The following is a 22,673-nucleotide window of genomic DNA, read 5'->3' on the forward strand; positions in this document are numbered from 1 at the left end:
TTGTCGAGGAGTATCGTTATGGCTCGTTATGAGACCGGGCGATGCTTACTCCCTGACCGTCGAAGAGATTGTAACAACATGTCACAACAGCGATTAGCCGATCTTACCGGGTATTCACGTTCGCATGTATCAGCGATCGAACGAGGCCTTTACGAAATGAAAGCGTCGGAAGCAATGGCATTCTGTAGCGTACTGGACTGCAGCTTTCAGAGCCTTTATGAATGGAAGATCAAACGGTAACGGAGTTAGCAGCGAAGAGAGATTTTTTCTCTTCCGCCCTCGACGATCTCGACGCAATACACGTCCTCTGTTTTTTGTCAATTCCCTCCCTTGTCCCTTGTACTTCCAAATTTACCACAACTGCATTCGACTTACTTGTCGAATCTCGCCGTCGAACCCTCCAAACGGACAACAACGTAACCGTCTACGTTGTTCTTTACAATATTGCAAAAACTATAGTATAATTAACGATTTAAAACAAAAAAGAGACCTTTACACGTTAACATACGTGTATTTTAGCCCCTCACAATTAAATAATCATATTCTTTTGTCTTGTACTTTGATACAGGAATATTTAAATCTTCGCCACCTTTAAAAAATGCACTCCTACCATAATCCGTTACTACAATGCGATCGACAATGTTAGTGTTCACAAGCAGCGATGGCATAAAATAATCGTACCCATGAGGAGAAAGCGCCTCTTCGTACTTCTCGAGGCTGTTTAACTGTAGGTAAACTCCATACTTGGTATGAAATCTAGTAATTCCAGCCGGCGGCTCCGTGTGTTTTTTACTGTTTGACGGCTTAGGGGTCACATCCATAAAGAACACATCTTCCAGGAGGTTGATGTTACGATACTCGGGGACCCCACCCACCGCTACAACGTTGACACAATAAACAATTAAAGAATCCATAACATACCCTTACTTAGTTTCTTTTGCTTTGTCTTTAGGAATAACGACACTACCGAACAGCCATTTCAACGGGGATATCTCTGTTTCAACTGCATCAGCCTTAGGTTCGACAGCAGCTGCGATCGTCTTTGCCAGAAGCTTTTTCATTTGCTCTCACCTCCCTTTAATAGTAAGAGAAATCCCTTGAACAATGAAAGCAAGTGCAGCAGCAGAGGAAACAAAGAAAAAGTTCAATACGATAATTATTATGGGAAACAGTTTTCTTTGTTCTGATCTTGTCAAAACCAACACTATTGATGCGCTGGTTAGCGCAAAAATCAGTTCGTTGTTAAGTGAGATGTGAGGTATTGTTGCTAAAATGATTGTTGAGAAGATGAAACAATGATCTAGATTTTTAAAATGTCCCCCGCCTGTCATGATCCTAATTGACACTACTGATACGGCGCCTATTATGGTTTCAATGGCTTTACCGGAGACAAATCCGAGCACTAATGCAATGATAATCGGAAAGTAGTTGCTTATTTGAAGGGCCAGTAATGCAGTAAATCTCTCTTCGCTCGATCGTACCGCAGGATTCTCATTCTTTACCCACCGCGTTATCCTTCTCGATACTTCGATGACCACTGACAATCCGATCTCTCCTGTATGTAAGAATAAATACAAGTAAACACAATATTAATGCAAGCATAGTGAACAATACAACTTTATGATGAAATACAGAGTAATAAAAAGCGATACTAATAATAATCAAGGAAGTAATCGATGTTAACAATAGACGCATTTGATTTTTAGTTATTGGATTAATGATATAAAAATCATGCGGCGGCCTAACAAACTTAGTCACGCCCAGATCGTGTTTACTTACTAGAAAGGCCAACAAGAAAGTAATAGCTTGTGAAATTAGCTGTATGACTTGGACGCTTCTACTGTGTGAGCTATACAAATCGCTTGATAGGAGAAAGTCTCCAATCGTTCCCGACAAACTGATTACTGCTTGAATCGCAAAGTATGCAAGTGTACCAGTTGCTGTAATAACAATCGCCCTGTACAGTCTTACTTTAATTATGTATCTCAAGCAAAGTACGAGCAATAAAATGTGAACCATCGGGTCAATAGAAATGAATCCAATAACCTCTCGAATGAGCAATGAAGAAACACCTAAAGTTGCACAAATAATCATTATTTCTCTTAGATATTCACGGATAGGATACTGAAAAATAGTCATCATTAATAAATATATCGCTAAAGTATCCAAACAATCGAGGATAAAATAGATTACATAATCCACTAAATCAACCCTCTCGTCACTCCTTATACATAATTATACAACCTAATAGGACATTCTTACTATAAGTATTTTATGATACATATTGTATCATTTAAGGTGCTATGTTACATTTAGGATAATTTGAATAAAGGAGTGTATACATGAAGAGGAAAATTGTGGCCGTTTTTCTCGCAATATCGCTGCTCACGGCCGGAGTGGTCAGTGCAGCAAGCATTTGGGGTACATACAAAGGGAACAACATCATCCGTTTGACGGTGGACGGGACACCTGTTAAAGTGTCCGACGTACCGGCAATCAGTTACAACGGCCGGACGATGATTCCAATTTACCTGTTACAGCAGGCCGGGGTTAATTATACTTGGGATGGAAAAAACCAAACCGTCGATATACAAAAGCCCGCGGCTACTGAACAAGTGAATGAGATACAATCGCTTCAACGTGTCACATCTGCTATAAAGGAGGACCTTGGGAAAAATCCGAAATGGCAATCCTTTTACACAGTGATGGACGATCAGGAAATTCAATCAGAAGCTACGTATAAAGGCTTATCAAACAGCATGACCAGCGATTTATATACCGCAGCCATCTATAATTTAATGTATGATTTAGAGGGTATTCCTGTAGGCGGCATTCGCATTTATGTATACGATGATAACGAAAATTATGTTGGAGATGTATACATTAAACAAAGCGACTCACTTGATGTTTATAATAAAAAAATCACGCAACAGCAATTCACAAACAAATGGACCATTAACTTTGATGATTATAATCCCGCAAACACACAACAGCTCCCTGTTGTCACTCAACAACAAGTCGCACCTTCTGTAAATGCATCCTATTGTAAAACCATTAACGATTTATACGATAAACAGATCGGAGACTATGTTGCTGAAATGAATAAACGTGGCCTTGCCCTCTCAGGTATTGCAAATAGCGAAGTAGACTATTTGAACCAAGAAAGAAATCAAAAACTAGCAGCAGCTGGATGCACACCTTAAGCCCCTCCCCGGGGCTTTTTCTTTTGCCCAGAAACCTACCTCTACCACTTTGACCACATGACCACTATAATATTGAACGAGTCTACTAACATCTTTGGAGGTTTTTTCTATGAAGGGCTACTTCCGCAAACGGGGTGAAAAATGGTCATTCTCTATTGACCTGCCACGCGATCCAGTTACCAATCAGCGGAAACAAAAGACGGTCAGCGGGTTTAAGACGAAGAAAGAAGCGGAGAAAGCTTGCGCAGCTCTCATAACGCAGATCGAGCAAGAAGAATACGTCGAGCCGACAAAGCAGACGGTGGCGGAGTTCTTCAAAAGTTGGTTGGCAGGAAAAGAATTGTCCGTAAAAAAAGTTACGTATAATACGTATTCTCGCCACATAACACTGCACATTATTCCCGGACTAGGTCATATCGAGTTGAAAAAGCTAAGCCGTGATCATATCCTTGCTTTCTATAAGCATCTGGTGCAAGAAAAGAAACTTGGAGACCGAACAATATTCGACATACATGGCGTACTTAAAAGAGCGATTGCTAATGCAGTTGAGTGGCAATTGGTCTCTAGGAATGTCATGAAAATCGTCGATACCCCAAAAGTGGCGAAGAAAAAAATTCAGGTGTGGACATTTGAAGAATGTGCAAAGTTCCGCGAAGTATCAATAAGCGATCCGCTTCATATCGCGTTTATTTTAGGGCTAACAACAGGAATGCGACAAAGTGAAGTGTTGGGATTATCCTGGCAAGATGTGAACTTAGAAAGCATGGAGATTTCAGTTAGACAAACGCTCGACCATGAGGGAACCGAACTTCAGGACGGCACTAAATCCGATGCTGGCGAACGATTAATAACACTTGATGAAGAGACCGTTAACGAACTTAAAAGACAACATAAACGAATCAAAGCAGATAAGTTCCGTTTAGGTGCTTCTTATGAAGACAATAACCTCGTCGTCGCAACCAAATTCGGAACGCCGATCCGCCCAAGAAACCTTCTTCGAACCATGTATCGATTGATGGATGCTGCTAAAGTGAAGAAAATAGCATTTCATGATTTACGACATACCCATGCAACATTGTTATTAGCACAAGGAGTGAACCCAAAGATTGTTTCTGAGCGCCTTGGTCACTCCAACGTTAAGATTACACTCGACACCTATTCCCATGTATTACCTAACATGCAGAAAAACACTGCCGCCGAATTTGGACGCGTGTTTTATCAAAAAGAAGTGGCCGCAGATAAGCAAGGTGGTCAAAATGTGGTCAACTAGCTTTTTGTGGTCAAATCAGTTGTCAAAAACAGACTTCATAAAAAACAAAAAACCCTTATGTATAAAGGGTTTCAACGGTTTTTCTTATGGTGGAGCCTAGGGGGATCGAACCCCTGACCTCATCGCTGCCAGCGATGCGCTCTCCCAGCTGAGCTAAGGCCCCGAAACGGTTGTTTCACTGCCAATTATAGGCGGCGACAGGATCGATCTTACCACGCTGCGAAGCGGAGTGTCAATCCTTTTTCAACCCGTTCGCGGCGCCTGCGCCGCCGGTCAGAGGATGCTTGGACAGCAGCGAGTTCAATTCCTTCATGAACATGTCGATGTCCTTGAATTGGCGGTACACGGAAGCGAAACGGACGTAAGCGACTTCGTCGACCGGATACAGCTGCTCCATCACGAGCTCGCCAATAATGCGGCTCTCGATCTCGGCGTGAGCCGTCGTGCGCAGCTCCTTCTCGACCTCGGATACGACAACCTCAAGCCGTTCAGCCGGTACAGGGCGCTTCTCACAAGCGCGGATCAGACCGCGCAGCAGCTTCTCGCGGCTGAACTCTTCGCGGCTGCCATCTTTCTTAATCACGATAAGCGGCGTTTCCTCGATCATCTCGAACGTCGTGAATCTGCGGCTGCATTTTTCACATTCGCGTCTGCGGCGGATCGACTTATTCTCGTTGGCCGGTCTCGAGTCGAGCACCTTGGAGCCGGCGTAATCACAATATGGACATCTCATTTGACTATTCCTCCAAGACGCTTTCGCACAATTTATTTCATCATTTCTTAATATTCCAGCTGTTACCTGTAATGAAGTTCAAAATAATACACATAATACAGTTACCAACCGCAAGGAGGTGAACGACAATGGCACAAGGTAACAGTAACCAACTGGTTGTACCACAAGCATCTGCCGCTCTTGACCAACTGAAATACGAAGTTGCTTCGGAGCTTGGTATCGCACTTTCGCAAGACGGTTATTATGGCAACCTTACGACGAAAGAAGCTGGCTCCATCGGGGGCAGCATCACGCGTAAGCTCGTCCAAATCGCTGAGCAATCGCTTGCTGGCCGCGCCTAACGCGTAAAGCAGCTTGGGACAGCCTGCCGAATCATCTACCGATGAGCCGGCAGGCTTGTCTCAAGCTTATTCGCTGTTACGGCCGAACTCCGGATACAAGTCCCTATACTTATTATAATAATAAAAAACACGTTGTACATAGTGCCGCGTCTCACCGAACGGCACATCCTTCACCGTCTCGATCTTCCCGTCCCACACGTTGCCGTTCATCCACTTCTTCACATTGCCAGGGCCGGCATTATAAGCTGCGACTGCAGCCACCCGGTTGCCGTCGAACTGCTTATGTAGATTGCTTAAGTACCAAGAGCCAATCCGTATGCTGACGTCCGCACGATGCCGAAGCGTATCCTCCGTTACATTCGCGAAGCCTGCCTGTTGAATGACCCAATCCGCCGTGTCCGGCATAATCTGCATAAGTCCGAGAGCGCCCTTCTTCGATTCCTTGCCCGTCGAGAAGTTCGTCTCTACCCGAATAACTGCCGCGATAAGCAATGGATCAAGACCATAATTCATCGCGCTGGTACGGATATCCTCCTTATAATGGATCGGATACATCCAGCGGGCCATCCAGTCCGACTTTACGAATAGAAAGGCAATGAATAAGACGATGAGCAGCAGCAGCACTCTTCGGCGTGCCAAGCGTCTCATATGTCACCCCTTTCTCGATTGCCTCAGTTCATCCCAGAGCTTCGCAACCAGTTCCCGCGTATGCTCCACCGATCCGCTATTATTAATAACCCAATCCGCCAGCTCGCGCTTGCGTTCGATATCCATCTGAAGATGGATCCGGTTGTCCGCTTCCTTAGCCGTCAGTCCGTTGCGGCTCATGAGCCGCTCCCGTTGGACCGTTACCGGCACATAGACCACAATCACGCCTTCATAAGACGACTGTTGGCCTGTCTCATACAGCAGCGGGATGTCCGCAATAATGATGGCGTCAGGATCTTCTTGCTCCCAGCGCTCCATCTGTTCCCGCATCCGCTGACGGATAGCCGGATGAAGAATCGCTTCGAGCTCGCGGCGCTTATCCTCTTGGCCGAATACAATCGCCCCGAGCGCCTGCCGATTGAGAGTGCCGTCGTCATGGAGGACGGCTTGTCCGAATCGCTCCGCGACGGCGCGAAGCGCCGGCTCGCCCGGAAGGACGACTTCTCTGGCCACCTGATCGGCATCGACGAGGCGCGCACCGCGCTCGACTAGCATAGCCGCAACCGTGCTCTTGCCGCAGGCGATGCCGCCAGTTAACCCGATTCTCATAACTGTACCCCTCCGACGCTGCATTTAGAACAATTTTATAATTCCCATTACAATCAGTAAAATGCCCGGCAGCACAGACAAAGCCTGCATGCCCCGCCATCCGGCATACTTGAACCCGACGCGAAGTCCCGCGAGCAGGAACACCGCACTGGACAGTGCAATCGCTACCGCCGTTGTTGCCGGATGAAGACCGATCATGGCCGCACCAAGACCCGCTCCGAATGCGTCGAACGACAACGCTACCCCAAGCAGGATCGCCTCGGATGAAGAGATGCTGCCGGATCGGTCGACGTCTGCCACTTGCGGCTTCCGAAGAATCTGGATGACGATGCCAAACTGCTTCACTTCCAGACTGACAAGCGTCCTCTCCGTTAACGCTTCATTCGAATCGGAGCCAGAGGACGCAGCCGACTTCCCTTCATCAACGCTCGAATCTTCGTCATCGGGTCTGCCTTCGCGGCTTCGCCTCAATTGAAGAAGCGCCCAGCCGCCGATGCCCATCAGAATGAAGGCGCCGATCATACGCGCCACAACAGGCGACAGATAATTCGTTAGCCAACCGCCAACCGCCATAGACAGCCAAATGACGATGCCTGAGCAGCAGGCAATAATCGCAATCGACAGCACAGGTATTCGGATGCGACGCAGTCCGTAAGTGACGCCGACGCCGAAGCCGTCCAAGCTGACAGCGAACGACAGCAGCAGCAATGAGGCCAAATGCGCGAACAACCGTTGTCCCTCCCCGCAGACGATCGGTTAACCGCACGGACATTCGCCTTATGAGCGGATGAACGGCTGCCGAGCCGCATCCGGGAAACTCGCCATGTGAAGCGCGAGTCCGCGAATGCGGCAACGAACAGCCGTGCGCAGTGACAATCGCCTATGTTCGATAGACCATCTTATGCGGGGAAATGGATCTCGTGTTACTTTAATGAATTTTCGGTGATACGCCTTTCGGCCTCGCTTGCTTCACCGCTTTCTTCGCAGCAGAACCTTTGGGCTTCGGCTGGCACTTCGGACAGATATGCGTACCCCGTCCGCCAAGCACGAATTTCTCAATCATCGCACCGCAGACTCTGCATGGCTCGCCGCCTCGGCCGTATGCGAGCAGCGAATGTTGGAACATGCCCATCTCGCCTTGCCCGTTCACGTACGATTTGATCGATGAGCCGCCCGCTTCTACCGCTCTTCCGAGCGTATCGCGGATCGCGTCATACAATCGGCTCCATTCCGCGGCTTTCAGCGAATCGGCTGTGCGCTCCGGATGAAGCTGCGCTTGAAACAGCGCCTCATCGACATAGATGTTGCCCAAGCCGACCACATAGGCTTGATCAAGCAGCAGCGGCTTCAGCTTCGTCGACCGCTTGGATAGGGTCTGGCGAAGCGACTCCAGCGTGAACGTTTCGTCGAGCGGTTCTAATCCAAGCTTATTCAGCGGCGGCAATGTCCATTCCTCGCCCGGCTTGAACAAATCCATCGTGCCGAACTGGCGAACATCCTTGTACCGAAGCTCTGTCCCGTCCGTAAAATGAAACACGACATGCGTATGCGTCTCGACCGGCTCGTCCTGCTTATAAACGCCGTAGCGTCCTTCCATCCGAAGATGGGACACCAAAATGAGATCATCTAATACGATTCGTATAAACTTACCCCGCCGTTCCACGGAATGAATCGTTCGGCCTGCCAAAGCGGCGGCGAACATCTCGGGTTCGGCGGGTTTTCTTATAATACGCGGCAAGCTCACCGTGACATCCGTGATCGTCTTGCCCGCAACTAATTGGTTAAGCGTACGGCAGACTGTCTCTACCTCTGGCAATTCAGGCATGATGTTTTCACCTCATCGCCTATTATAACGCATCAAGGCCCCGGATGGGTCTTTAGACGCTATTTTGCCTCATACCAATTGACACCGTAACTGACATCCGCCTTCAGCGGCACGACGAGCTCGATCGCGTTCTCCATCACGGAAGGGACGAGCTGCTTCATCGTTTCCAATTCATCCTCCGGCACCTCGAAGACAAGTTCGTCATGCACTTGAAGCAGCATGCGGCTCTTCAGGCTGCGGGCGCTGAGCTCCGAATCCATCTTGACCATCGCCAGCTTAATGATGTCGGCGGCCGTCCCTTGGATCGGCGTATTCATCGCGGTCCGCTCCGCGAACGAGCGGAGATTAAAGTTCGATGCCTTGATCTCCGGCAAATAGCGGCGGCGCTCCAATAGCGTCGTCACGTACCCGTCGCGGCGCGCCTGCATCACGATATCGTCCATATACTTGCGGACACCGCTGAACGTCGCGTAATACTGCTCAATGAACTGCGCCGCTTCCTTCCGCGTAATCCCAAGGTTCGTCGAGAGGCCGAAGTCGCTGATGCCGTATACGATGCCGAAGTTAACCGCCTTCGCCTGACGGCGCATATTCGAATCGACCGCTTCCGGCGGAACGCCGAATACGTCCGACGCGGTCTTCGTATGAATGTCCATATCGTTCAGGAACGCTTCCTTCAAGCCCTCATCGCCGGAAATATGCGCCAGCACGCGAAGCTCAATCTGCGAATAGTCGGCCGCAAGCATGTACCAGCCCGGCTGCGACGGAACGAACGCTTTGCGAATTTTGCGGCCTTCCTCCAGCCGGATCGGGATGTTCTGCAAGTTCGGATATTGGCTGCTCAGACGGCCCGTCGCTGCGATCGTCTGGCGGTAGAACGTATGGATATGTCCCGTATTCGGACGAATCTCCTTAAGCAGCCCTTCGACATAAGTGGACTGCAGCTTGGACAGCTGACGGTACAGCAGAATCGAAGGAATAATGTCGTGATACTTCGCAAGCTCCTCGAGAACGTCCGCATCGGTCGAGTAGCCCGTCTTCGTCTTCTTCTTCGCAGGCAGTCCGAGCTTCTCGAACAGCACCTCGCCCAGCTGCTTCGGCGAGCCGATATTGAACTCCATGCCCGCCAGCTCGTAGATCGTGCTCTTCAACTCGACGATGCGTCCTTCAAGCTCAGCGCCAAGCTGCTCGATAACGGCTGCATCGGCCTTGATGCCTTGCAGCTCCATGCCGGCCAGCACGCGGGACAGCGGCTGCTCGAGCTCGTAGTACAGCTTGTGCATGCCGGTCTTCTCCAGCTCCGCACGCTGAACCTCCGCAATACGGCGGACCGCATCCGCCTTCGAAGCGACGAATGCATGCAGCGCCTCTGCCTCCGGCAGCTTGAACTTCGCTCCCTTGCCGTAGACCGCTTCGTCGGATGCGACGCCTGGCAAGCCGTACTTGCTGCACAGAGAGCTGATCGTCAGCGACGAATCGGTCGGATCGAGCAAATAAGCAGCTAGCTGCACGTCGAACTCAATGCCGCCAAGCTTAATATCCTGCCAAGCGAGCGACAGCTCCGAGCGGTGCATATCGAAGCCGACTTTGCCTGCATCCGCAGACACCAGCCAGTCCCTCAGGAATGCGAGCTGCTCCGCCTTCACATCCTCAAAAGGCACGACGAAGACGGCATCCGCAGACGTTACAGCAATCGCGACCGTCTCACTCTGATGCGGGTTATCACCGATGACCTCGAAATAAACGCTCTCCGCAGCGGCAAGTCCGTCCGCCAGCTGCTTGCAAGCTTCCGCTTTGCCCGCAGCCACCGATACGACACGCAGCTCAGCCGCTTCCGCAGCGCCTTCGGACACTTCGCCGGTCAGCTCCAGCCGCTCCATCAGCGACTTGAATTCAAGCTTGCGGAACGCATCCGCCAGCACCGGCTTCTCGTAGCCGGCATACGCCATCTCGGCTACGCCTTTATCGAGCGGCACTTCCCGGAAGATCGTCGCCAGCTTCTTGCTCATGATGGCATCATCTTTGTGCGTTTCGACTTTTTCCTTCATTTTGCCTTTCAGATCGCCAGAGTGCTCCAGCACCTGCTCAACCGAGCCATACTCGTGCAGCAGCTTCAGCGCTGTCTTCTCCCCGACGCCCGGAATGCCCGGGATGTTGTCGGACGTATCGCCCATCAGACCTTTCAGGTCGATAATCTGCTGCGGCACGAGGCCGTATTTCTCTTGAATTTCCGCAGGCGAATAACGCTCGATCTCGCTGACGCCCTTGCGCGTAATCGCAATCGTCACTTGATCCGAAGCGAGCTGAAGCATATCCTTGTCGCCGGAGACGACGAGCGTCTCGGCGCCCTGCTCGTCCGCCATACGCGTCAGCGTCCCGATAATATCGTCGGCTTCGTAGCCGGACAGCTCGAACTGGCTGATGCCGAACGCTTGCAGCAGTTCCTTAATAAGCGGGAATTGTTCGGACAGCTCAGAAGGCGTCTTCTGGCGCCCGCCTTTATAATCACCGTAGCCCTCATGGCGGAACGTCACCTTGCCCGCGTCAAACGCGACGAGCATATGGGTCGGTTTCTCCTCCTCGAGCAGCTTCAGCAGCATGGTCGTAAAGCCGAATACGGCATTTGTATGTAATCCACTAGCATTCGTCAGCAGCGGCATGGCGTAGAAAGCCCGGTTAGCAATACTATTGCCGTCGATCAAGATCCATTTGTCCATTGGCGGCATCTCTCCTGCATTCTCAAAGTGTTGGTACGTGCCTTGACTGCTTACTATCATACCATAAAAAGGACCCCCTTTGCCCGCTGCGTCAAGGCATACGACCATGCAAGCAACAAGATCTAGAGACAAACAAAAACACGCCGCAGGCAAATGCCCATGGCGTGTTCACGTACTAGTTCAAATCCGGCCGTTTGCCCGTCACGAGGTAGACGACGCTTTCGCCGATATTCGTCGCATGATCGGCAATCCGCTCGATGAACCGTCCGACGAAGCTAAGCTGCATCGATTGCGAGATCGTCAGCGGGTTCTCCAGCATGAGCGAGAACAGCTCGCGCGTAATTTGCTTGTAAAGAGCATCGACTTGGTCATCGTCCTTCGCCATCTTGTAGGCGAGATCGACGTTTTCTTGTACGAAAGATTGAATCGATTCGAAAATCATCGTCTGCACGATCTCCGCCATCCGCGGCAGATCGATCAGCGGCTTAATAAGCGCCTGGCCTTCCAGCCGGAGCGTCACCTTCGCTACGTCGAGCGACAGATCGCCCATCCGCTCCAGGTCGCTGGCGATTTTGAATGCCGCGAGGATGCGGCGCAAATCCTTGGCAACGGGCTGCTGCGTAACGATCAGCTTCGCGCCGAGCTCCTCGATCTGCTCCTCCAGACGGTTAATGTCTGGATCGGTGGCAATGACTTTCTTCGCCAGTGAAATATCCATATCTTTGAGCGACTGCATCGCATCCGCAAGAGCCCGCTCTACGCGGCCTCCCATATCGACAAGCATTTCATGCAATTGGTCCAAATAGTGATCGAATTCTTTGCGCGGCGTCATCAAGCCACTTCACTCTCCCTTAGCCGAACCGGCCGCTAATATAATCTTCCGTACGTTGATCGGAAGGGTTAGAGAACAGTTTCTCTGTCTCGTCGTATTCCACAACTTCCCCGTTCAAGAAAAATACCGTTTGATTCGACACGCGAGCCGCTTGATGCATGTTGTGCGTAACCATGACGATCGTATAACGGTTTTTGAGCTCTTGAACGAGCTCCTCAATCTTCAGCGTCGAGATCGGGTCAAGCGCCGAAGTCGCTTCATCCATAAGCAGAATGTCCGGGTTCACCGCGAGCGCTCTGGCGATGCACAGACGCTGCTGCTGACCGCCCGACAAGCTGAACGCGGAGCGCTTCAAGTAGTCCTTCACTTCTTCCCACAGCACAGCGGAACGAAGGCTCGTCTCGACGATTTCGTCGAGCGTCTTCCGGTCGCGGATGCCATGCAGTCGCGGGCCGTATGCGATATTGTCATAGATCGATTTAGGAAAAGGATTCGGTTGCTGGAACACCATGCCGACTTTCTTGCGCAGCGTCTCGACATCTACGCTGCCGGAATAAATGTCCGTGCCCGAGATGCTGATCTCGCCTTCGATCCGAGTGCCTGGAATCATATCATTCATCCGGTTCAGCGTGCGCAGCAGCGTCGACTTGCCGCAGCCCGACGGACCGATGAATGCCGTGATCGCTTTCTCCGGAATGCGCATCGATACGTTCTTGAGTGCATGGAAAGAGCCGTAATATAGGTTCAGCTTGTTAATTTCGATTAAAGACGTCATCGTCGTTTGCATCGCTTGACCTCCGCATATAGGAATGATATCGATCTGGTTGGCGCTAGTCTTGGTCTAGGACAATATCATTAAATGTGTTTGTTATATTTGTTGCGCAGCAGAATAGCCGAGAAGTTCATGATCAGCAGCGTCACGAGCAGCACGATGATGCCGGCTGCGGCAAGCTCTTGGAACGACGCTTGCGGACGGGATACCCAGTTGTAAATTTGGATCGGCATAACGGTGAACGAATCCATCGGGCCATTCGGCAGGAAGGCGACGAATGTAAGAGCACCGATCATGACGAGCGGAGCCGTCTCGCCGATTGCACGGGACATGGCGAGAATAACGCCGGTCAGAATGCCGGATATCGATGACGGCAGCACCGAGCGGGATACCGTCTGCCATTTGGTTGCGCCAAGAGCGAACGAAGCATCGCGGCGCGCCTTCGGCACGGCGCGGATCGCTTCCTGAGCCGAGACGATAATGATCGGCAGCACGAGCAGCGTCATGGTGAAGGCGCCGGACAACAGGCTGCGGCCGAGATGCAGCTCGCGGACGAACAACGTCAAGCCGAGAATGCCGTATACGATCGACGGTACGCCTGCGAGCGTACTAATATTCAGCTGAATGATGCGGGTCAACCTGTTTTTCTTCGCGTATTCTTCCAAATAAATCGCTGCTCCTACGCCGAGCAGGAACGACAGCGGAGCCATAATCGCCAGCATATAGAGCGAGCCGACGATCGCCGACTTCATGCCGGCTTCGCTCGCCCGGCGGGACGGGAAGTTGTTGAACAGCTCAGGCTGAACACGGGCGATGCCGTTCGATACGATATCGATCAACAGCGCCATCAGCGCCAGTACGCCGATCGACGTTGCGACAAGGAACAGCAGCCGCAGCAGCCAGTCGATCCGGCGACGGGTTGCGATCTGCTTGCGGTTCGCATCGACGAAAATGCTCTTGGCGCCCACTGTCGGTTCCTCTTTGCTCTTGTTTACATTCGTCTTCATATTCAAGTTCGCGTTAACGTTGCTCATCTTAATACTCCTCCCGGAACCGTCTTGCAACATATTGGGCTAGGATATTAAGCAGGAATGTAATGACGAACAGCGTCATACCTACGGCAAAAATGGTTCCGTATTCTACGCTGCCATGAGGCGTGTCGCCAAGGCTTACCTGCACGATATAGGCGGTCATCGTCTGAATGCTTTCCAGCGGATTGCCTGTCAGCTTCGGCGTAGAGCCGGCTGCAACCGTTACGATCATCGTCTCGCCGATTGCACGGGAGAAGGCCAGTACGGCCGATGCGACGATGCCGGAGAAGGCTGCCGGTACGACGATTTTGAGCGCGACCTCGAATCTTGTTGCGCCAAGGGCGTAAGCACCGTCACGCAAGCTGCGAGGTACGGCTGTCATTGCGTCCTCACTCAAGGAGCAAACCATCGGAATAATCATGATGCCAACCACGATACCGGCACTAAGAGCATTGAATACGCCGGCATCCGAGAACAGCGAGCGAATAACTGGCGTCACAAGGCTTAAGGCAAAATAGCCGTAGACGATGGTCGGAACGCCAGCCAGCACCTCAAGAATCGGTTTCACGATTCCGCGCACTCGCTTATGAGCGTACTCACTCAGATAAATCGCGCTTGCAAGCCCGAGCGGCACAGCAACGAGACAAGCAATGACCGTAATAAGCAGCGTTCCGCTGATGAGCGGCCATATGCCGAAGCTCTTCGGTTCGATTAACGGCGACCATTTGGTCCCCGTAATAAAATCAATGAACGGAATTTGTCTGAAGAAATTGAACGTTTCGCCGATCAGCGTGAAGACGATGCCGATCGTCGTCAGGATCGACAGTGTCGCACACAGGAACAGCACGACTGGCATAATCCGATCCATAAGATGAGTTTTCCGGTTTTTGAACATCGACTCCCGCGTTGGTACGGCATCGCTTCGCATGCTTGTTCTCCCCTTGCCTTTACGATTCTTTAACATCTATTCCGAGAAAAATGTGATGTCCTTGTCAGACACCACATCTTCCTCGCGTACCTGCTTCTATTAGCCTTGCAGCTTCGCTGCTTCTTCCGAATATTTCTCTTCCGGCAGCGGCACATAGCCGACTTCGCTCGCCATGTCGCCGATGTTGTTGATATAGTAGTCAGCGAATGCGCTCACTTCAGGACGTTGCAGCTCTTCTTTATTCAGATAGATGAACAGCGGACGGGACAGCGGAGCGTACGTGCCGTCTTTGATCGTCTCAACCGACGGTGCGATTGCGCCTTTGCCAGCATCGACAGGAATGACTTTCAGCTTGTCGGCATTCTCTTCAAAGTAAGCAAAGCCGAAGTAACCAATTGCATACTTGCTGCCTTCTACGCCTTGTACGAGCGAGTTGTCATCTTCGCTGAACGAAATTTGCGTGTCGTTGCGGATCCCTTTTTTCTCCAGAATTGCTTCATTGAAGTAGTCATACGTACCGGAGTCGGCGCCTGGCGAGTACATTTTAATTTCTTCTGCCGGCCATCCCGCGCGAACGTCTGCCCAAGTCTTAACCGTCGATCCCGTTACGAAAATTTTGTTCAGTTCTTCAACCGTCAGGTGGTCGATAAAGTCGTTGTCTTTGCTAACGACTAACGACAGACCGTCATATGCGACTTGCAGATCCGTATATTCGATGCCTTTGTCTTTGCACGCTTGCGCTTCTTCGTCTTTGATCGGACGCGATGCGTCGCTGATTGCGAGCTCGCCTGCGCAGAAACGTTTGAAACCGCCGCCCGTGCCGGATACGCCGACCGTAACGCGAACGTCTTTGTTCATTTTGCCGAACTCTTCGGCTGCCGCTTCCGTCAGCGGGTACACCGTGCTGGAACCGTCGATTTCAATCTCGCCCGTGAGACCGACTGCTGCGTCTTCGTCATCTGCAGCCGTGTCATCGCCGGCTGCTGCCGTGCTATCTCCTTGCTCCGTCGTTTGCTCTTTATCGCCGCTGCTTGTTTCCTTATCGTTGTTGCCGCAAGCCGACAGCATAACAGCCAGCACCAACATCATCAGCAAGACCATCCCTTTGAAGCTTTTGTTCTTAACCAATTCAACCACTCCTCGTTTCTGTTTCGTGCTGTAGTGTGGAAGCACGTCCGTCTTGGTTCTTATGATACGGGCCGAACGTAAATCCGGTATTGCCCGTATGTTAACTGCATGTAAAAAAATTTACGAACCGTACAAATTGTATTAACAATAAAACGACAAAAGACGGCATGCGCCGTCTTTTGCCCCTATCATTCTATTATTATTTCAGCTTGCTCAATTGCGATTGGTACCAGCCGTCAGCCAGCGGGATGTAGCCAACCTCTTTCGACAGCTTGCCGCCGTTTTGCATATAGAATTGAGCGAACGCTTTAACTTCCGGACGATCCAACTCTTTCGTGCTTACGTAGATGAAGATCGGACGGGACAGGAAGTACATGCCGTTAGCGATCGTTTTGGCCGAAGGACCGATTGCGCCTTTATCGTTCTCTTTGTCGATAACGACAGCTTTCAGCTTCGACTTGTTCTCTACATAGTAAGCATAGCCGAAGTAGCCGATTGCGTATTTATCTTTCGCGATACCTTCAACGAGGACGTTGTCATCTTCGCTGAACGTAATTTGTTTGTCATTGCGGCTTTGTTTTTGTTTGCCGTTCACTTTCTCGGTGAAGAAGTCGAACGTACCCGACTCGCTGCCTGGCGAGTAGATTTTGATCTCTTCGTTCGGGAAGCCGGCGCGAACGTCTGCCCACGTTTTTACTTTCGAGTCTTTATCGAAAATCTTTTTCAGCTCGGAAGCCGTCAGTTTCAGCGCCCATTTGTTGTCTTTGTTGATCGCTACCGTGATGCCGTCATAGGCTACCGTCAATTGAGTGTACGAAATGTTTTTCGCTTTGCAAGCCGTTCTCTCGCTGTCCGAGATTGGACGCGATGCATCCGAAATTGCGATCTCGCCTGCGCAGAAGCGTTTGAAGCCGCCGCCCGTGCCGGATACGCCGACCGTTACGCGAACGTCCTTGTGCTCCTTGCCGAACTCTTCCGCGACCGCTTCCGTAATCGGGTAGACCGTACTCGAACCGTCGATTTCAATCGTGCCTTTCAAATTATCTGCCGCACCGGCTTGAGCCGCCATCAGCAGCGACAAGCTCGCTGCCACGATCGACAGCTTAATCGCCAACTTCTTAAACAAGGTGACCACTCCTCAATTAGGTATCGTACATCCTATGTACAAGCCTTATCTTAGAGGCCGTCTGTTAAGAGAAAATTATCTTCATGTGAATTTATGGTAAATGGGGAACCCGTTGTACGGTTGTTAAAATAGGAAAAAGGCGCTGTTTGCCGTGCACGCCAGCACTGCAAACCACGCCTTTCTTGTGTTCATTTCTGTTTCATCATCGCGCCGGCGAGTGCGGACATTCGTTCCTGCACGCTTGCGGATTGAATATAAGCTTGGTCCGACAGTTCGGCAATTTTCCGGCTGCTGTCGCTGTTGTGCGCCGCGGCTTTGAACAACCGTTCGAATGCGGCCGCCGCCGTCCAAATGTATTGACTGCTTGCCGTAGTTTCTGCCCGGCTCTGCCCGTTCAACCGGCTCGTCTGGGCGATTGCGCTCTGAATGCCTTTAATTAGACGGGCGATCGTCTCCGTCGATTGCTTCGTCTCCATGGCAAGCTTGCGAACCTCATCCGCTACGACTGCGAAGCTGCGCCCGTGTTCGCCCGCCCTTGCCGCTTCGATCGTCGCATTGACCGCGAGCAGATTGCAGGATTCCGCCAAATCCCGGATAAGCAGCGTGACTTGCCCGACATCTTTCGCATGGTTCTGCAGCTCTCCGAATTGCTCCTCCTGCTCCGTCGCTTGGCTGTTCAACCGTTCGAATGCCGATTTCACTTGATCCAATTCCGTCTTGCCCTGCAGCGTCATCTCCACCATCTCGCCCGATAGCACAGCGCCTTCAGCCGTTGACGACTTCACCTCCGATACCGCGCGGTCGATCGCCGCCATCAGCTCGCGCGCCTCGTTCAGCGTCGCCGACTGCCGCTTCACAGCTGCTTCTTGCACTTCGCGGGAAATATGGAGCAGGTCACCGACCGTCAGTATACCAGCGAGCGCTTGTTGCTCCGTAACGATTACGCAGTTATATAATGTCGTTTCATCCCTCGTGAGCGAATGTCCGATCAGACTTGCAGGTGGAATGTCCGCATCAACAATGAGCGGGTTCGCATCCATCAGCTTCGTGACAGGCTTGTCATAATACAGCTCGGCCCCGAACCGTTGACTCAAATAATGATAGAACCGATTGCGCATAATTAAACCGTGCGGCTCGTTGTCGGCTGTAACAACGACGGCACAGTCGGCTGCATCGTTGCGCTTGAACCGCTTAAGCATTTCGAGGCAGCTGCAATCCATGTTTACAATCAACGGACTCCGCAAGTACCGTTTAATCTGGACATGATTGCCGTCATGGCGGCGGACTTGATGCCCGCCAGTGTCAGCGTCAGCCGATTGCCGTACCGAATGATCCATTGCGGTGCCAGACTTCACTTCCGTCTTGTCCGTACTGTAGGTTTGTAACGCCATCTCTTTCACTCCTCATCCTTTTTCTGTATATGGCGTTTACTATAATCGGACTTGTTCAACGGAAATGCACAGTTTTGTTAGTGGAATGTAAATTTTCGACAGCATTCGATTCATTTCTTTCATTTCTTTCATTTCTAACGATTGCCCTGTGTTCTGAGCACATGATTTCGGCCGTACATGTCGATGCTAGAGAAGCGGCATAAGCCGTCGCACATCGCACTCATACGAGCGGAAGGAGCAATTCATTCATGACCACTTCGAAAAATCGCCGCGTCAACGCTTGGCATCAACGCAAGCATAACCAACATCCTACCCACGGCCGAATCAAATCGTTCGCCGAGCTAGCCGAGGAACCCGGATCGCTTCCGCAAGCCGATGGAAGTGCTGCAAGACGAGATGCCTCATTAGCGAGCACACAAGGCCCGAGTATGCCAAGCTCATCAGAGGGCGAATCAATTTAACGGACCAATATACAGCAAGAGGCTGTTCTGCGTAAGTGCAGAACAGCCTCTTGTTACAGCTTACAGTACTTTGCTCAAGAACGACCGCGTACGCGCCTCACGAGGACGTTCGAACACCTCTTCCGGCGTTCCAGCCTCGACGATGACGCCGCCGTCCATGAACAGAACGCGGTCGCCGACTTCGCGGGCGAAGCCCATCTCATGCGTGACGATGACCATCGTCATCCCGTCTGCCGCTAGCTTCTTCATCACGTCGAGCACTTCGCCGACCATCTCCGGATCGAGTGCCGACGTCGGTTCGTCGAACAGCATAACTGTCGGCTGCATGGCGAGCGCACGCGCAATGGCGATGCGTTGCTTCTGACCGCCCGACAGCCGCACCGGATAAGCGTCCCGCTTATCGGCAAGCCCCACGGAGGAGAGCAGCGACAGCGCGATCGCTTCCGCTTTCTCGCGTGTCAGCTTCTTCAGCTTGCGCGGCGCCAGCGTCAAATTGTCCAGCACCGTCATGTGCGGGAACAGATTGAACTGCTGGAACACCATGCCCATTCGCTGGCGAATCGCGTTCAAGTCGCTTTGACGGCCAGTTACCAGCTTGTCCTCGAACATGATCTCGCCTTCCGTCGGCTCTTCAAGCCGGTTCAGACAGCGCAGAAACGTGCTTTTGCCCGAACCGCTGGGCCCGATGACGACGACAACCTCGCCCTTGCGAATATCCGTGTCGATGCCTTTCAAAATTTCATTCTTGCCATACGATTTGCGCAATCCCCGAACGTTAATCATTGCGTTTTCAGCTTCCTTTCGAGCGCGCCGAGCAGCTTCGACAGCGTAAAGGTCATGACGAAGTAGACAGCCGCAGCGACGAGCAGCGGTTCAAGCGGAAGATATATACTGTTGCGGATCGTGTCCGTTCGGTACATAAGCTCGGCGATGCCGATCGTAGACACGAGCGACGAATCTTTAATGATGACAATAAATTCGTTGCCGATCGCCGGAAGCATGTTGCGGAACGCCTGCGGCAAAATAATGTGGCGCAGCGCCATGCCGTGGGTCATGCCCAGCGAGCGGGCTGCCTCGTTCTGCCCTTTGTCGATTGCGTCAATGCCTGCGCGGAACACTTCGGCCATATAGGCTGCGCTGTTGAGCGACAGCGCAATAACACCGGATGTAAAGCCCGGCAGATTGATGCCGAAATTCGTTAATCCGTAATAAATAATGACGATCTGCACGAGCATCGGCGTACCGCGAACAATCTCAATATATACCGTTGCAATGAACCGGACGATGCCGATCTTAGAAATGCGCAGCAGCGCGATGACGATGCCGAGCGCCGTGCCGAACAGTACGCCGAAGAACGATAGCTGCAGCGTCAGCCATGCGCCATGCATAAATTGCGGCCAATATTCTGATAAGAACGAGAAATCCATCGATATCGCCCTCTTATTCGCCGACAAGCTCGTTCGCGTCAATGATATATTGATCCAGCGAACCGTCTTGTTTCATTTCATCGAGCACTTTGTTTACTTCGTCAACGAGCGGTTTATTTTTCTTCTTCAAAGCGATAGCAGATCCGCCTTCCTCATCGCCAGGCACGACAACATCGGCCAGAGCAATATCGCTGCGGTTCTTCGCGTACAGTTCTGTTACCGGCTTCTCAGCAATAACCGCATCCACACGGCCGCTTGTCAGTTCCAAGACAAGCTCGCTGATTTTGGACAAGGATGTCAGCTTCGCGCCCTCAATTTCTTTGGCAATCCCCTCTTGGATGCTGCCCTTCTGAACGGCAATCTTCTTGCCCTTCAAATCGTCGAACGAATGGAACGAACCCGCGTTCTCTTTTTTGACGAGAACCCCTTGCTCCGCAGTATAATAGATGTTGGTGAAATCAACGTTCTTCGCACGGTCCGGCGTCGGTGTCATACCGGAAATAACGAAATCGACCTTGTCTGCGTTCAGTGCGAGCAGCAAGCCGTCGAACTTCATATCTTGAATTTCGAGCTCCACGCCGAGTTCGTCCGCAATCCGCTTCGCGATCGCAATATCGAAACCGACGATTTCGTCTTTGCCGTCAGTTGTTTTATGAAATTCGTACGGCGCATAGTCCGCGCTTGTGCCTAGCACGATTTTGCCGCTCTTTTTAATCGTATCCAGCTTATTTTCGCTTTTGCCGCATGCGGCAAGCGAGACAGCCAATACCGATACCAGCATTACAGTCAACCATTTTTTCATGATGTACTCTCTCCCTTGATGTATCATGGCAACAACTTTTCAATTATAATTACGTTTTTCGACAAAAACAACCGTTATTCGACATAATCCGACATTATCCATACTTGTATGCTATTAGCGTTTACGATGAAAGCGTATTTCATCCGTTGAAAGGGGACACTTTCGATATGACCACTAAATCGATCATTCGAGATACGATCAACCAGTATGCCGAACGCTGGATCGCCATGTCGCTCGACATCGGCGCTCATCCGGAGCTCGGACACGAAGAATTCCGTTCTTCCGCCCTGCTCGCGGACGAGCTTGAGCACCACGGCTTTACAGTCGAACGCGGCACGCTTGGCATCCCGACCGCATTCGTCGGCACATACGACTCCGGTAAACCCGGACCTGTCGCCGCCTTTCTGTGCGAATACGATGCGCTGCCGGAAATCGGCCATGCATGCGGCCATCACATTATCGGCGTCATGGGCGTCGCCGCCGCTGTCGGCCTCAAAGCCGTCATTCATGAGACAGGCGGCTCGATTCGTGTATACGGCACCCCGGCCGAAGAGACCAAAGGCGCCAAGGTAACGATGGCGCAAGAAGGCTTATTCGACGACTGTTCGTTCGCGCTTATGGCCCATCCGTATCATTCGTACGAGAAATCCGGCGAATCGCTGGCGATGGATGCGATGCAGTTCGAATTTTATGGCAAAACGGCGCATGCCGCTGCCAATCCGCACGACGGCATTAATGCGCTCGACGCCGTCATTCAGCTGTTCAACGCCGTGAATGCGATGCGCCAGCAAGTACGCAGCGACGCCCGCATTCACGGCATCATCGATGCCGGCGGCCAAGCGCCGAACATTATTCCGGATTATGCATCGGCCAAGTTCTATTTCCGCTCCGCGGACCGGGCGTACACTAACGAACTGACGCAGCGGGCAATCCGATGCGCGGAAGGCGCCGCCCTGCAGACCGGCTGTACACTCAAGACGAACGCATACGAGTACTCGTATGATGAGCTGCGGACGAATGAGACGTTGTCGCAGCTATTCACCGCCAATTTGGTCGGAGGCGGCGTGCCGGAGGAAGAGGTCAAGTCTGGCAAAGACAACGGATCGCTCGATCTCGGCAACGTATCGGTTCGCTGCCCGGCTATCCACCCTTACATTCAAGTGGTGAACGAGCCCTTCCAGCTTCACACGGTCGAATTCCGTGACGCTGCGATGCAGCCCCGCGCAATGGAAGGCCTCCTGTTCGGTGCCGCTACGCTCGCTTCAACCGCCTACGACGTATGCGCCGATCCCGGTCTGCTCCGCCAAGTGCGGGACGAATTCGAGCGCGAACGCAATCGTGTGCAGTCTCGTTAACGTGCATCCATACGGGAATAACAAAGACGCTCAAGCCTATTTGGCTTGGGCGTCTGCTTTTGTGCGGATAGGTC

25 protein-coding genes and 1 tRNA gene are annotated in these 22,673 nt (G+C 51.6%); 6 read left to right on the forward strand and 20 right to left on the reverse strand.

All coding sequences use genetic code 11. The features are described from left to right. Positions 1 to 18 precede the first annotated feature (18 nt). Positions 19 to 240 carry a helix-turn-helix transcriptional regulator gene (locus PKO01S_RS29800; protein WP_127532778.1) on the forward strand — a complete coding sequence of 74 codons (222 nt, stop codon included), beginning with the start codon at positions 19 to 21 and terminating at the stop codon, positions 238 to 240. 275 nt (positions 241 to 515) lie between these two features. Here the strand turns inward: PKO01S_RS29800 and PKO01S_RS17735 are convergent, their stop codons facing one another. From PKO01S_RS17735 to PKO01S_RS17740, 3 genes are read right to left on the reverse strand one after another with little or no spacing between them, the layout of a single operon-like run. Further along, positions 516 to 914, reverse strand: a complete 399-nt coding sequence (locus tag PKO01S_RS17735; protein WP_127532779.1) for a hypothetical protein — start codon at positions 912 to 914, stop codon at positions 516 to 518. A 9-nt stretch (positions 915 to 923) separates the two neighbouring features. Continuing rightward, positions 924 to 1,061, reverse strand: coding sequence for a hypothetical protein (locus PKO01S_RS28860; protein WP_164779655.1), 138 nt, complete (start codon positions 1,059 to 1,061; stop codon positions 924 to 926). Positions 1,062 to 1,067: 6 nt separating this feature from the next. Further along, positions 1,068 to 1,538, reverse strand: a complete 471-nt coding sequence (locus tag PKO01S_RS17740; RefSeq protein WP_246070617.1) for an accessory gene regulator B family protein — start codon at positions 1,536 to 1,538, stop codon at positions 1,068 to 1,070. Positions 1,539 to 2,342: 804 nt separating this feature from the next. Between PKO01S_RS17740 and PKO01S_RS17745 the strand changes: the two genes are divergently transcribed. Both PKO01S_RS17745 and PKO01S_RS17750 read left to right on the forward strand, forming a co-directional pair. After that, complete coding sequence (locus PKO01S_RS17745) at positions 2,343 to 3,203, forward strand: stalk domain-containing protein (RefSeq protein ID WP_127532781.1); 861 nt, start codon at positions 2,343 to 2,345, stop codon at positions 3,201 to 3,203. 109 nt (positions 3,204 to 3,312) lie between these two features. Beyond that, complete coding sequence (locus PKO01S_RS17750) at positions 3,313 to 4,473, forward strand: site-specific integrase (protein WP_127532782.1); 1,161 nt, start codon at positions 3,313 to 3,315, stop codon at positions 4,471 to 4,473. A gap of 87 nt (positions 4,474 to 4,560) precedes the next feature. On the opposite strand, the gene PKO01S_RS17755 is transcribed toward PKO01S_RS17750, so the two are convergent. Beyond that, a tRNA-Ala gene (locus PKO01S_RS17755) sits at positions 4,561 to 4,636 on the reverse strand. 69 nt (positions 4,637 to 4,705) lie between these two features. Continuing rightward, on the reverse strand, positions 4,706 to 5,206 hold the full coding sequence (nrdR, locus tag PKO01S_RS17760; RefSeq protein ID WP_127532783.1) for a transcriptional regulator NrdR: 501 nt from the start codon (positions 5,204 to 5,206) through the stop codon (positions 4,706 to 4,708). Between the two features lie 128 nt (positions 5,207 to 5,334). Here nrdR and PKO01S_RS17765 point away from each other — a divergent pair, with 128 nt between their 5' ends. Then, positions 5,335 to 5,547 carry an alpha/beta-type small acid-soluble spore protein gene (locus PKO01S_RS17765; protein ID WP_127532784.1) on the forward strand — a complete coding sequence of 71 codons (213 nt, stop codon included), beginning with the start codon at positions 5,335 to 5,337 and terminating at the stop codon, positions 5,545 to 5,547. A 66-nt stretch (positions 5,548 to 5,613) separates the two neighbouring features. Here PKO01S_RS17765 and PKO01S_RS17770 read toward each other — a convergent pair whose 3' ends face one another. From PKO01S_RS17770 to PKO01S_RS17825, 12 genes are all read right to left on the reverse strand, one after another. Beyond that, positions 5,614 to 6,195: a lytic transglycosylase domain-containing protein gene (locus tag PKO01S_RS17770; RefSeq protein WP_127532785.1), complete on the reverse strand. Its 582-nt coding sequence runs from the start codon at positions 6,193 to 6,195 to the stop codon at positions 5,614 to 5,616. A gap of 3 nt (positions 6,196 to 6,198) precedes the next feature. Then, on the reverse strand, positions 6,199 to 6,804 hold the full coding sequence (gene coaE / locus PKO01S_RS17775; RefSeq protein WP_218031486.1) for a dephospho-CoA kinase: 606 nt from the start codon (positions 6,802 to 6,804) through the stop codon (positions 6,199 to 6,201). A 24-nt stretch (positions 6,805 to 6,828) separates the two neighbouring features. Further along, positions 6,829 to 7,533: a sporulation membrane protein YtaF gene (gene ytaF, locus PKO01S_RS17780; RefSeq protein WP_127532787.1), complete on the reverse strand. Its 705-nt coding sequence runs from the start codon at positions 7,531 to 7,533 to the stop codon at positions 6,829 to 6,831. A 199-nt stretch (positions 7,534 to 7,732) separates the two neighbouring features. Further along, entirely contained in the window at positions 7,733 to 8,629 is an 897-nt protein-coding gene (gene mutM, locus PKO01S_RS17785) for a DNA-formamidopyrimidine glycosylase (RefSeq protein WP_127532788.1), read from the reverse strand. A 59-nt stretch (positions 8,630 to 8,688) separates the two neighbouring features. Next, positions 8,689 to 11,346: a DNA polymerase I gene (gene polA, locus PKO01S_RS17790; protein WP_127532789.1), complete on the reverse strand. Its 2,658-nt coding sequence runs from the start codon at positions 11,344 to 11,346 to the stop codon at positions 8,689 to 8,691. 175 nt (positions 11,347 to 11,521) lie between these two features. Next, a complete protein-coding gene (gene phoU / locus PKO01S_RS17795) occupies positions 11,522 to 12,178 on the reverse strand; it encodes a phosphate signaling complex protein PhoU (protein ID WP_127532790.1) in 657 nt (218 codons plus the stop codon). A 19-nt stretch (positions 12,179 to 12,197) separates the two neighbouring features. Beyond that, positions 12,198 to 12,953, reverse strand: a complete 756-nt coding sequence (gene pstB / locus PKO01S_RS17800) for a phosphate ABC transporter ATP-binding protein PstB (protein ID WP_127532808.1) — start codon at positions 12,951 to 12,953, stop codon at positions 12,198 to 12,200. 80 nt (positions 12,954 to 13,033) lie between these two features. Next, a complete protein-coding gene (gene pstA, locus PKO01S_RS17805) occupies positions 13,034 to 13,957 on the reverse strand; it encodes a phosphate ABC transporter permease PstA (RefSeq protein ID WP_246070618.1) in 924 nt (307 codons plus the stop codon). A gap of 28 nt (positions 13,958 to 13,985) precedes the next feature. Then, positions 13,986 to 14,909, reverse strand: a complete 924-nt coding sequence (gene pstC, locus PKO01S_RS17810) for a phosphate ABC transporter permease subunit PstC (RefSeq protein ID WP_127532792.1) — start codon at positions 14,907 to 14,909, stop codon at positions 13,986 to 13,988. A gap of 99 nt (positions 14,910 to 15,008) precedes the next feature. Next, positions 15,009 to 16,010: a PstS family phosphate ABC transporter substrate-binding protein gene (locus PKO01S_RS17815; protein ID WP_127532809.1), complete on the reverse strand. Its 1,002-nt coding sequence runs from the start codon at positions 16,008 to 16,010 to the stop codon at positions 15,009 to 15,011. Positions 16,011 to 16,236: 226 nt separating this feature from the next. Further along, the gene (locus PKO01S_RS17820; protein ID WP_127532793.1) at positions 16,237 to 17,163 is read right to left on the reverse strand and encodes a PstS family phosphate ABC transporter substrate-binding protein; all 927 of its coding nucleotides are present in this window, start codon (positions 17,161 to 17,163) and stop codon (positions 16,237 to 16,239) included. Positions 17,164 to 17,351: 188 nt separating this feature from the next. Beyond that, positions 17,352 to 18,554 (reverse strand): methyl-accepting chemotaxis protein, encoded by a 1,203-nt coding sequence (locus tag PKO01S_RS17825; RefSeq protein WP_127532794.1) that lies wholly within the window; start codon positions 18,552 to 18,554, stop codon positions 17,352 to 17,354. Positions 18,555 to 18,802: 248 nt separating this feature from the next. On the opposite strand from PKO01S_RS17825, the gene PKO01S_RS17830 reads away from it, so the two are divergent. Then, positions 18,803 to 19,015: a DUF6254 family protein gene (locus PKO01S_RS17830; protein WP_127532795.1), complete on the forward strand. Its 213-nt coding sequence runs from the start codon at positions 18,803 to 18,805 to the stop codon at positions 19,013 to 19,015. 60 nt (positions 19,016 to 19,075) lie between these two features. Here PKO01S_RS17830 and PKO01S_RS17835 read toward each other — a convergent pair whose 3' ends face one another. Genes PKO01S_RS17835 through PKO01S_RS17845 form a run of 3 tightly spaced genes read right to left on the reverse strand, consistent with a single transcriptional unit; the run spans position 19,076 to position 21,244 of the window. Beyond that, positions 19,076 to 19,798, reverse strand: a complete 723-nt coding sequence (locus tag PKO01S_RS17835) for an amino acid ABC transporter ATP-binding protein (protein WP_127532796.1) — start codon at positions 19,796 to 19,798, stop codon at positions 19,076 to 19,078. Beyond that, positions 19,795 to 20,442, reverse strand: coding sequence for an amino acid ABC transporter permease (locus PKO01S_RS17840; RefSeq protein WP_127532797.1), 648 nt, complete (start codon positions 20,440 to 20,442; stop codon positions 19,795 to 19,797). Before PKO01S_RS17840 ends, PKO01S_RS17835 begins: the two co-directional genes overlap by 4 nt. 13 nt (positions 20,443 to 20,455) lie before the next feature. Continuing rightward, entirely contained in the window at positions 20,456 to 21,244 is a 789-nt protein-coding gene (locus PKO01S_RS17845) for an ABC transporter substrate-binding protein (RefSeq protein ID WP_127532798.1), read from the reverse strand. A 167-nt stretch (positions 21,245 to 21,411) separates the two neighbouring features. Here PKO01S_RS17845 and PKO01S_RS17850 point away from each other — a divergent pair, with 167 nt between their 5' ends. Continuing rightward, positions 21,412 to 22,599, forward strand: a complete 1,188-nt coding sequence (locus tag PKO01S_RS17850) for a M20 family metallopeptidase (protein WP_127532799.1) — start codon at positions 21,412 to 21,414, stop codon at positions 22,597 to 22,599. Positions 22,600 to 22,673 lie beyond the last annotated feature (74 nt).

It is taken from the genome of Paenibacillus kobensis NBRC 15729 (assembly GCF_004000825.1).
Taxonomy (GTDB): Bacteria; Bacillota; Bacilli; order Paenibacillales; family Paenibacillaceae; genus Paenibacillus_T; species Paenibacillus_T kobensis.

Bases quoted from the DNA above. Each gene is read 5' to 3' on its own strand.
- PKO01S_RS29800 (WP_127532778.1), top strand. From the start codon at position 19: ATGGCTCGTTATGAGACCGGGCGATGCTTACTCCCTGACCGTCGAAGA.
- PKO01S_RS17735 (WP_127532779.1), bottom strand. From the start codon at position 914: ATGGATTCTTTAATTGTTTATTGTGTCAACGTTGTAGCGGTGGGTGGG.
- PKO01S_RS28860 (WP_164779655.1), bottom strand. From the start codon at position 1,061: ATGAAAAAGCTTCTGGCAAAGACGATCGCAGCTGCTGTCGAACCTAAG.
- PKO01S_RS17745 (WP_127532781.1), top strand. From the start codon at position 2,343: ATGAAGAGGAAAATTGTGGCCGTTTTTCTCGCAATATCGCTGCTCACG.
- PKO01S_RS17750 (WP_127532782.1), top strand. From the start codon at position 3,313: ATGAAGGGCTACTTCCGCAAACGGGGTGAAAAATGGTCATTCTCTATT.
- nrdR (WP_127532783.1), bottom strand. From the start codon at position 5,206: ATGAGATGTCCATATTGTGATTACGCCGGCTCCAAGGTGCTCGACTCG.
- PKO01S_RS17765 (WP_127532784.1), top strand. From the start codon at position 5,335: ATGGCACAAGGTAACAGTAACCAACTGGTTGTACCACAAGCATCTGCC.
- PKO01S_RS17770 (WP_127532785.1), bottom strand. From the start codon at position 6,195: ATGAGACGCTTGGCACGCCGAAGAGTGCTGCTGCTGCTCATCGTCTTA.
- coaE (WP_218031486.1), bottom strand. From the start codon at position 6,804: ATGAGAATCGGGTTAACTGGCGGCATCGCCTGCGGCAAGAGCACGGTT.
- mutM (WP_127532788.1), bottom strand. From the start codon at position 8,629: ATGCCTGAATTGCCAGAGGTAGAGACAGTCTGCCGTACGCTTAACCAA.
- polA (WP_127532789.1), bottom strand. From the start codon at position 11,346: ATGGACAAATGGATCTTGATCGACGGCAATAGTATTGCTAACCGGGCT.
- phoU (WP_127532790.1), bottom strand. From the start codon at position 12,178: ATGACGCCGCGCAAAGAATTCGATCACTATTTGGACCAATTGCATGAA.
- pstB (WP_127532808.1), bottom strand. From the start codon at position 12,953: ATGACGTCTTTAATCGAAATTAACAAGCTGAACCTATATTACGGCTCT.
- pstA (WP_246070618.1), bottom strand. From the start codon at position 13,957: ATGAAGACGAATGTAAACAAGAGCAAAGAGGAACCGACAGTGGGCGCC.
- pstC (WP_127532792.1), bottom strand. From the start codon at position 14,909: ATGCGAAGCGATGCCGTACCAACGCGGGAGTCGATGTTCAAAAACCGG.
- PKO01S_RS17815 (WP_127532809.1), bottom strand. From the start codon at position 16,010: ATGGTCTTGCTGATGATGTTGGTGCTGGCTGTTATGCTGTCGGCTTGC.
- PKO01S_RS17825 (WP_127532794.1), bottom strand. From the start codon at position 18,554: ATGGCGTTACAAACCTACAGTACGGACAAGACGGAAGTGAAGTCTGGC.
- PKO01S_RS17830 (WP_127532795.1), top strand. From the start codon at position 18,803: ATGACCACTTCGAAAAATCGCCGCGTCAACGCTTGGCATCAACGCAAG.
- PKO01S_RS17835 (WP_127532796.1), bottom strand. From the start codon at position 19,798: ATGATTAACGTTCGGGGATTGCGCAAATCGTATGGCAAGAATGAAATT.
- PKO01S_RS17840 (WP_127532797.1), bottom strand. From the start codon at position 20,442: ATGGATTTCTCGTTCTTATCAGAATATTGGCCGCAATTTATGCATGGC.
- PKO01S_RS17845 (WP_127532798.1), bottom strand. From the start codon at position 21,244: ATGAAAAAATGGTTGACTGTAATGCTGGTATCGGTATTGGCTGTCTCG.
- PKO01S_RS17850 (WP_127532799.1), top strand. From the start codon at position 21,412: ATGACCACTAAATCGATCATTCGAGATACGATCAACCAGTATGCCGAA.